Genomic DNA, 8,465 nt, shown 5'->3' with positions numbered 1-8,465 from the left:
GACCGCGACCCTCCAGGCCGCCGCGCCGCACCAGGCCGCGCGCGGGCGCAGCGGTCGGGCGCTGGTGCTGCACAAGGACGACTTCCGCGAACAGGTGCGCCAGGGAAGGGAGTCCAACCTGGTGCTGTTCGTGGTGGACGCCTCCGGTTCGATGGCCGCCCGGCAGCGGATGACCGCCGTCAAGGGCGCGGTGCTGTCGCTGCTGATGGACGCCTACCAGCGCCGCGACAAGATCGGGATGATCACCTTCCGCGGCTCGGGCGCCGAACTGGCGCTGCCGCCCACCTCCTCCGTGGAGGTCGGCGCGGCCCGGCTGGAGTCGCTGCCCACCGGCGGCCGGACCCCGCTGGCCGCCGGTCTGCTGCGCGCGCACGAGGTGCTGCGGGTGGAGCGGCTGCGCGACCCGAACCGGCGCCCGCTGCTGGTCGTGGTGACCGACGGCCGGGCCACCGGCGGGCGGGACGCGCTCGCGCAGTCGCACCGCGCGGCCGCGCTGTTCGCGGCGCAGGGCACCGCGAGCGTGGTGCTGGACTGCGAGTCGGGCCCGGTCCGGCTGGGGCTGGCCCACACCCTGGCCGGGCTGCTCGGCGGCACCTCCGTCAGCCTGGACGAGCTGCGCGCCGAGGGCGTGGCCTCGCTCGTCCGCGCGAACCGCTCCGAGAACCGGTCCGAGAGCCGTTCGGCGAACCGCTCCGTGAACCGTGCGACCACCACCATGCGAAAGGCGGCCTGACCGATGCCCAAGGGTGTCCCCGAGAGCGTTCCCGACGACGGCATGACCACCCGCCAGCGCCGTACGCTGCCGATCACCGCCGTGCACACCGGCCCGGGCAAGGGCAAGTCCACGGCCGCGTTCGGCATGGCGCTGCGGGCCTGGAACCAGGGCTGGCCGGTCGGGGTGTTCCAGTTCGTGAAGTCCGCCAAGTGGAAGGTCGGCGAGGAGAACGCGCTGCGCGTGCTCGGCGCCTCCGGCGAGGGCGGCACCGTGGACTGGCACAAGATGGGCTCGGGCTGGTCCTGGATCCAGCGCTCCGTCGAACAGGAGATGTCCAGCGAGGAGGCGGCCAAGGAGGGCTGGGAGCAGGTCAAGCGGGACCTCGCCGCCGAGACCTACCGCTTCTACGTGCTGGACGAGTTCACCTACCCGATGCACTGGGGGTGGATCGACCCGGACGAGGTGGTGGCCGTGCTCAGGGACCGCCCGGGCAGCCAGCACGTCGTCATCACCGGCCGGTACGCGCCCGAGGCGCTGACCGGATTCGCCGACCTGGTCACCGAGATGACCAAGGTAAAGCACCCCATGGACGCCGGCCGCAAGGGCCAGCGCGGTATCGAGTGGTAGACCGTTGAGCAGCATTCCCCGCCTCGTCGTCGCCGCGCCCTCCTCGGGCGCCGGCAAGACCACCGTCGCCACCGGCCTGATCGCCGCGCTCGCCGCGCGCGGACTGACGGTGTCGCCGCACAAGGTCGGCCCCGACTACATCGACCCGGGCTACCACGCGCTCGCCGCCGGGCGCCCGGGCCGCAACCTGGACGCCTTCATGTGCGGGCCCGAGCGGATCGCGCCGCTGTTCCTGCACGGGGCGGCGGGGGCGGACGTCGCGGTGGTCGAGGGGGTCATGGGCCTGTTCGACGGGGCCTCCGGGCGCGGGGAGCTGGCGTCCACGGCGCACGTCGCCAAGCTGCTGCGGGCGCCGGTGGTGCTGGTGGTGGACGGCTCCTCGCAGTCCCGCTCGGTGGCCGCGCTGGTACACGGCTTCGCCTCCTGGGACCCTCAGGTGCGGCTCGCCGGGGTGATCCTCAACCGGGTCGCCTCCGACCGGCACGAGCACCTCCTGCGCGAGGCCCTGGAGGAGGGCTCCGGCGTGCCGGTGCTGGGCGCGCTGCGCCGCTCGGCCGCGGTCGCCACGCCGTCCCGCCACCTCGGGCTGATCCCCGCCGTGGAGCGCTCGGCCGAGGCCCTGAAGGCGGTCGCCGACATGGGTGACCTGGTCGCCTCCTCGGTCGATCTGGACGCGCTGCTCGAACTGGCGCGGACGGCGCCGGAGTTGGACGCCGAGCCGTGGGACCCGGCGGCCGAGGTCACCCCGGTGGCCGGCCGGCCGCGGATCGCGGTGGCGGGCGGCGCCGCGTTCTCCTTCTCGTACGCCGAGAACGCCGAACTGCTCGGCGCCGCGGGCGCGGAGGTGGTCCCGTTCGACCCGCTGCACGCAACGGCGCTGCCCGAGGGCACCGCCGGACTGGTGATCGGCGGCGGATTCCCCGAGCTGTACGTGCGCGAGCTGAGCGGCAACGCCCGGCTGCGCGCCGCCATCGCCGCGTTCGCGGCCGCGGGCGCGCCGATCGCCGCCGAGTGCGCCGGACTGCTGTACCTGGGACGGGAGTTGGACGGCCTGCCGATGTGCGGCGTGCTGGCCACCGACGCCCGGATGACCGAGCGGCTCACCCTCGGCTACCGGGAGGCGGTCGCGCTGCACGACTCCCCGCTGGCCCCGGCCGGCACCAGGCTGCGCGGCCACGAGTTCCACCGCACGGTCTGCGAGCCCGGCGCGGGCGAACTCCCCGCCTGGGGCTGGCGCCTGCCGACCGGGCCGCGCACGGAGGGCTTCGCGGACGGCAACGTGCACGCCTCCTACCTGCACCTGCACTGGGCGGGCGCACCGGCGGTGGCATCGTCGTTCACGGCCGCGGCGGCGGAGTTCGCGGCGGGGGCGGCGGGGGCGGCGGGGGCGGCGTAGGGCGCGACCTCCCGGCGCCCGGCTGGCCCCCGATGCCCTGCCGACCTCGGTGCCCGGCCGACCCCGACGCCCTCCGGCGGGGAAAACGCCGCGACGCCGCGGGGTGCCCGGCCTATGCTGCGCGCATGCATGTGATCGTCCTCAACGGCGGGTCCAGCTCGGGCAAGTCGAGCATCGCCGGGCGCCTCCAGGAGTTGCTCCCGGAGCCGTGGCTGCACCTCGGCACGGACACCATGGTCGACGCGCTGCCGCCCTCGCTGCGCAGCGGCGGCGAGGGGATCGGCGGACTGGAGGACGGGGACGGCACGGTCCGGGTCGGTCCGGTGTTCGCGACGCTGGACGCCGCCTGGACGGTCGGGGTGGCGGCGATGGCCCGGGCCGGGGCGCGGATCGTGGTGGACGAGGTGTTCCTCGGCGGCACCACCTCGCAGGCCCGGTGGCGGGCGGCCCTGGAGGGCCTGGACGTGCTCTGGGTCGGGGTGCGCTGCGACCCGGCGGTGGCCGCGGCCCGGGAGGCCGCGCGCGGCGACCGGGTGGCGGGGATGGCCGCCGCACAGGCGGAACCGGTGCACCGGGGCGTCGCGTACGACCTGGTGGTGGACACCTCCCGCGCCTCCGCGGCGGACTGCGCGCAGGTCATCGCCGCACAGGTCGAGGCCGCGCGGGCGACGGCCGGCGCGCAGCCCGACGCCCGTGCGGGCACCGCCTCATAGCCCTTCGCGCTACTCCCGGTCGAGCAGCACGGTGAGGTAGCACGCCATCTCGTCGCGCAGTTCCTCCGGCGCCGGGATGTGCCAGTGCCCGCTGCCCGCCGTCGCGTTGAACAGCACCCCGTCGCACCAGCGGATCAGGCGGCGGGCGTCCGCCGTCGGGTCGGCCGAGCCGCACCGCGCGAGCAGGACGGCGGCGAAGTCGGCGAAGCGGGTGCCCAGACGGTCGTAGACGGCGCGCAGTTCGGGCCGCCGGGTGGCCTCCAGCGCGAGCTCCAGGCGGGCCAGGGTGAGCCGGCGTCCACTGGTGAGCGCCCGGTACAGCAGGTCGGCACCGGCCCGCACGAGGAGGGCCCGCGCGGCGGCGGGGTCGGGCGACGCCGCGGCGGGGGCCTGCCCGGTGAGGACCGGGTGGTCCTCGGTCTCCCGCTCGACGATCCGGGTGAGCGCGAGTTCGAGCAGGGCCGCCCTGGTCCGGGCGAGATTGGAGGTCGAGCCGGCGGGCAGGCCGGCCTCCTCGTCCACGGCGCGGTGGGTCAGCCCGCGCAGACCACGCTCGGCGATCAGGGTGACGGCGGCGTCGGCGATCAGGGTCGGGCGCGGGGGCGTCATGGGTCCGATCATGGCCTTTCTCCTGCGGCGATCCCAATTCACTACATCAGTAGTGTCCCGCGAACTACACCTGTAGTACGGTGCTGGCAGACGGACACTACAGATGTAGTCCGAGGAGAGGAGCCCTCCCGTGGACGCCCAGCAGGACAGGCGGCAGCGCAGGCAACAGGACGGCAGGCACCAGACCGGCAGGCAGGCGATCGTCATCGGCGGCGGCATCGGCGGGCTCACCGCCGCGCTCGCCCTGCACCGCCAGGGCGTTCCGGTACGCGTCCACGAGCGCGCCGAATCTCTCGAACCGGTCGGCGCCGGGCTCGTCCTGGCCCCCAACGCCCTGCGCTCCCTCGACCGGCTCGGCGTCGGCGGACGGCTGCGCGCCCTCGCCACCCCGCACCCCGCCGTCGGCCTGCGCCATCCCTCCGGCCGCTGGCTCGCCCGCACCAGCACCTCGGCCCTGGAGGCCTGCTTCGGCGACATGATCGCCGCCGTCGCCCGCGCCGACGTCATCGCCGCCCTGGTCGACGCTCTCCCTGAGGGCACCCTCCGCACCGGCTCGCCCGCCACGCTCGTCACCCCCGGCAGCGCCGCCGAGCCCGCCGTCGTCCGCACCGGTGACGGGGAGGAGAGCGCCGCGCTGGTCGTCGCCGCCGACGGCATCCGCTCCGCGACCCGCGGTCTGCTCTTCCCGCGGCACCCCGGCCCCCGCTACAGCGGCTTCACGAGCTGGCGCACCATCGTCGCCCCCGACCGTCACCCGGCCACCGCCGGCGAGGTGTGGGGCCGCGGGCGCCTCGCCGGGATCGTCCCGCTCGCCGACGGCCGGGTCTACGTCTACGGCGCCGCCCTCGCCCCGGCCGGCGAGCGGGCCGCCGACGGCGACGAGCGCTCCGAACTCCTGCACCGGTACGGCGACTGGTGCGCCCCGGTGCCGCAGCTGTTCGCCCTGGCCGAGCCCGGGCGCGTGCTGCGCCACGACGTCTGGGACCTCACCGACCCGCTGCCCGCCCACCACCACGGCAGGGTCGCCCTCCTCGGCGACGCCGCCCACGCGATGTGCCCCTTCCAGGGCCAGGGCGCCTGCCAGGCCATCGAGGACGGGCTCGTCCTCGCCTCCCTGCTCACCCCCGCCACCGACCCGGCCGCCGTCCTGCCCGCCTACACCGCAGCCCGGCTCCCCCGCACCACCGCGGTCGCCGCCGGCTCCCGTCGCATCGGCGGCCTCGTCGCCCTCCGCTCGCCCGCCGCCACCTGCCTGCGCACCGCGGCCCTCACGCTCGCCGGACTCCTCCCCGCCCGCGCCCTGCTCGGCCCCTCGGCCCGGACGTACGACTGGCAGCCACCGGTCCTGGGCGGAGTGGGGTGAGAGCAGCGCGGACACCGGCCACCGGCAGCCGAGTGCGGTGGACTACGCGTCGGCGCCCTGCGGATGAAGGGGCGAGGCATGGACGGAGTGGACGGCACGGGCCGCCTCGTCCACCACGTACCGCACCCGGCCTCCGGAGGTCACTTGGTCCGCCCACCGCGGCAGCTCGACGCCGCCGAGGACCCGGGTCGCCAGGCGCCCCCTGAGCCGGTGCCGCCGGTGCCACCGGTCAGGGCCCCGCCCCGAGAGCGGACTCGTCCGCAGTGCCTCGAAGCAGCGACAAGCATTCCCTGACTCTTCGGCGCACAGCTCGCTCCAGCCCTTGCACTCCAGCCCTCGGCAGCCTCGCCCGGACCGAACCGAAGGCGCCATTCGCCGCCGACCGGTGGCGGCGGGATCTCGTCGCCGCGCTTGGGACCCGCGGCTTGACCACCTCACCGTGATCGTCGCCGGGCAGGGGCCGGATCCAGGGGGAGACCGCCGGAGGAGCCGGCAGGACGGCCCGCACGGCCCGCACGGCCGAAGCCAACACCGACGGCGGCGGCAACACCGACACCGACGCCGGCGAACTACCGGCGGTGTGCGCCGGGCGCGCGGCGGCGAGCCACGCGCCGGACGTCCGCGTCACGCGCCCTTGCCGAAGGTCCCCCTGAGCGGGTCGCCCCGGTGACAGGCGGCGCAGCGCACCCGGGTGTAGATCGCCACCGGTCCCATGAAGACGTCCTCCCGCCCGTCGGCCGGAGACGCGGAGGCGGCCGGCTTCCCGCAGTCGAGGCAGACCCGTCGGGAGCGGGCGGCGACGGAGCAGGCGCGGCAGATCAGGTGGGTCGGGTGTTCCGCGTGCACGACGACCGGCTGCGGCCCGCCGTACAGCAGGTGGTCGCACCACGTACAGGACTCGTCCGCCTGCGACGCCAGCATCCGGGCCCTGGTCTCCTGCTGCCACTTCGCCGCGTTCTGCAGCGGCACCCTCACCGGCGGCCCCCACCCGGCGGAGGTGAGCCACTGGGCGCCCTCCGCACCGGCGGCCCGCAGCTGGTCGTCGACGGCGATGTCCCTGGGGGTCTTCTCTTTCATCGGGGCCTCTCCTCCGGTGGGCTTCCACGGGGGATAACGCCGCCGGGACACCGCTGGACACGCGGCCCGTCGGCCGCGGCCGGCGGAACCGCAGGCGAAGCGCGTACCGAGCGCCCCCGGAGCGCGCCGGCCCCGGAGCACGTCGGCTCCAGAGGACGTCGGCTCCGGAATGCGCCGGCCCCGGCTCAGAGGATCGGTTCGGTGTCCCCGTGCGCGACGAGGAGCTTGCGCAGCAGGGCGTCCAGCCGGGCGCGCTCGTCCTCGTCGAGGGCCGAGAGGATGCGCTCCTCGTTGCGGACGTGGCCGTCCATGGCGCCGTCGATCAGCTCCTTGCCGGCCGGGGTGAGGCGGACCAGGACGGCGCGGCGGTCGGTCGGGCAGGGGTTGCGCTCGACCAGGCCCTTGGCGGACAGCCGGTCGACCCGGTTGGTGATGGCGCCGGAGGTGACCATCGCGGACTTGAGCAGCGCGCGGGCGTTGAGCTCGTACGGCTCGCCGGAGCGGCGCAGGGTGGCCAGGACGTCGAACTCGGAGGAGTCCAGGCCGCAGCGGGTGAAGTACTCGCGCAGGGCGTTGTCGACCCGGACGTTGAGCCGTCGCAGCCGGCCGACCAGGGCCATCGGCCCGGAATCCAGGTCGGGGCGGGCCCGGGCCCACTGCTCGACGATGTCGTCCACGGTGTCGCGCTGCTGCATGCCCGCCGCCTTCCGGAGCCGTCTGTGCGAAGCCGCCGGGTCGCCCACCCGTTCGAAGCCGGCCGGGCAACCCGATGCAGATATCTTAACATTCACATACTTGACGTTCGCTAACTCTCAGGCGTAAAAATACCTCAACGTTCAGATAATCAACGTTCAGGGGAACGTCATGGCCGTCATCGACCGCAAGCGCGCGGGAATCGCCGCCACCGCCGCACTCGCCCCGGCCGCCTGGGGCACCACCTACCTCGTCACCACCCAGCTGCTGCCCGACGGCCGCCCGCTGCTGCTCGCCGCGCTCCGCGCGCTCCCGGCCGGGCTCCTCCTGCTGCTGATCGGCCGCCGACTTCCCAAGGGGCGCTGGTGGGGGCGCGCAGCCGTACTCGGGATGCTCAACATCGGGCTGTTCTTCCCGCTGATGTTCGTCGGCGCGTACCGCCTGCCAGGCGGCGTCGCGGCCACCATCGGGGCGATCCAGCCGCTGCTCGTCGCCGGGTTCTCCATCGGCGTGCTGCGTGTGCGGCCGGGCCGGCGGGCGGTGGCCGCCGGACTGGTCGGAGTCGGCGGGGTCGCCCTGCTGGTGCTCAAGAGCGGCGCGCGGCTGGACGGCGTCGGGATCGCCGCGATGGTCGCCGGGATCGCGCTGATGGCCATGGGCACCGTCCTCACCCGCCGCTGGGGGCGCCCCGAGGGCGCCACCCTGCTCGACCTCACCGCCTGGCAGCTCCTGGCCGGCTCGGTCTTCCTCGTCCCGCTCGCCGCCCTGGTCGAGGGCGCGCCGCCCGCCCTGAGCGCCGCCAACCTGGCCGGCTTCGCCTACCTCGGCCTGTTCGGCACCGCGCTCGGCTACGTCCTCTGGTTCCGCGGCATCCAGCAGCTCGGCGCCGGCCCGGCCTCGTTCCTCGGCCTGGTCAACCCGGTCGTCGCCACCCTCGGCGGCCTCCTCGTCCTCGGCCAGACCCTCACCCCCTGGCAGGTCCTCGGCCTCCTCCTCGCCCTCGCCGCCCTGCTCGCCGGCCAGTCCCCCGCCCGCCCCACCCCGGCACCGGTCGCAGCACCGGCCCCCGCCCCCGTCCCCCCCGCCCCCCCCCCCCCCCCCCCCCCCCCCCCCCCCCCCCCCCCCCCCCCCCCCCCCCGACCCCCGCCCGCCGGCCACCTCGCCTTCGGCCACGGCATCCACCACTGCCTCGGCGCCCCCCTCGCCCGGGTCGAGGCCGCCGTCGCCCTGCGGACCCTGATCGAGCGCCGCCCCCGCATCGCCCTCGACGCC

At 75.7% G+C, this 8,465-nt stretch carries 9 protein-coding genes; 6 read left to right on the top strand and 3 right to left on the bottom strand.

The window, feature by feature from the left end:
• The 4 genes from BU198_RS03995 to cpt all read left to right on the top strand — a co-directional run.
• Positions 1–733 (top strand): vWA domain-containing protein (locus BU198_RS03995; RefSeq protein ID WP_188295421.1); only part of this gene is annotated, 733 nt, incomplete at its 5' end.
• A gap of 3 nt (positions 734–736) precedes the next feature.
• Positions 737–1,342, top strand: a complete 606-nt coding sequence (cobO, locus tag BU198_RS03990; protein WP_188295420.1) for a cob(I)yrinic acid a,c-diamide adenosyltransferase — start codon at positions 737–739, stop codon at positions 1,340–1,342.
• A 4-nt stretch (positions 1,343–1,346) separates the two neighbouring features.
• Positions 1,347–2,738, top strand: a complete 1,392-nt coding sequence (locus tag BU198_RS03985; RefSeq protein ID WP_188295419.1) for a cobyrinate a,c-diamide synthase — start codon at positions 1,347–1,349, stop codon at positions 2,736–2,738.
• A 131-nt stretch (positions 2,739–2,869) separates the two neighbouring features.
• A complete protein-coding gene (cpt, locus tag BU198_RS03980) occupies positions 2,870–3,451 on the top strand; it encodes a chloramphenicol phosphotransferase CPT (RefSeq protein ID WP_188295422.1) in 582 nt (193 codons plus the stop codon).
• A 9-nt stretch (positions 3,452–3,460) separates the two neighbouring features.
• Here the strand turns inward: cpt and BU198_RS03975 are convergent, their stop codons facing one another.
• Positions 3,461–4,072, bottom strand: coding sequence for a TetR/AcrR family transcriptional regulator (locus tag BU198_RS03975; protein WP_223243899.1), 612 nt, complete (start codon positions 4,070–4,072; stop codon positions 3,461–3,463).
• A gap of 118 nt (positions 4,073–4,190) precedes the next feature.
• Between BU198_RS03975 and BU198_RS03970 the strand changes: the two genes are divergently transcribed.
• The gene (locus tag BU198_RS03970) at positions 4,191–5,423 is read left to right on the top strand and encodes an FAD-dependent monooxygenase (RefSeq protein WP_188295418.1); all 1,233 of its coding nucleotides are present in this window, start codon (positions 4,191–4,193) and stop codon (positions 5,421–5,423) included.
• 624 nt (positions 5,424–6,047) lie between these two features.
• On the opposite strand, the gene BU198_RS03965 is transcribed toward BU198_RS03970, so the two are convergent.
• Positions 6,048–6,500: a hypothetical protein gene (locus BU198_RS03965; protein ID WP_188295417.1), complete on the bottom strand. Its 453-nt coding sequence runs from the start codon at positions 6,498–6,500 to the stop codon at positions 6,048–6,050.
• Between the two features lie 185 nt (positions 6,501–6,685).
• Positions 6,686–7,195 (bottom strand): MarR family winged helix-turn-helix transcriptional regulator, encoded by a 510-nt coding sequence (locus tag BU198_RS03960; RefSeq protein WP_188295416.1) that lies wholly within the window; start codon positions 7,193–7,195, stop codon positions 6,686–6,688.
• Positions 7,196–7,364: 169 nt separating this feature from the next.
• Between BU198_RS03960 and BU198_RS03955 the strand changes: the two genes are divergently transcribed.
• Positions 7,365–8,465 (top strand): EamA family transporter (locus tag BU198_RS03955; RefSeq protein ID WP_317619951.1); only part of this gene is annotated, 1,101 nt, incomplete at its 3' end.

This window comes from Streptomyces sp. CBMA156 (genome assembly GCF_014596515.1).
GTDB lineage: Bacteria > Actinomycetota > Actinomycetes > Streptomycetales > Streptomycetaceae > Kitasatospora.
The sequence above is the reverse complement of the archived record's forward strand: the minus strand, read 5'-3'. Positions and strand labels throughout refer to the sequence as shown.

Bases quoted from the DNA above. Each gene is read 5' to 3' on its own strand.
- cobO (WP_188295420.1), top strand. From the start codon at position 737: ATGCCCAAGGGTGTCCCCGAGAGCGTTCCCGACGACGGCATGACCACC.
- BU198_RS03975 (WP_223243899.1), bottom strand. From the start codon at position 4,072: ATGATCGGACCCATGACGCCCCCGCGCCCGACCCTGATCGCCGACGCC.
- BU198_RS03965 (WP_188295417.1), bottom strand. From the start codon at position 6,500: ATGAAAGAGAAGACCCCCAGGGACATCGCCGTCGACGACCAGCTGCGG.
- BU198_RS03960 (WP_188295416.1), bottom strand. From the start codon at position 7,195: ATGCAGCAGCGCGACACCGTGGACGACATCGTCGAGCAGTGGGCCCGG.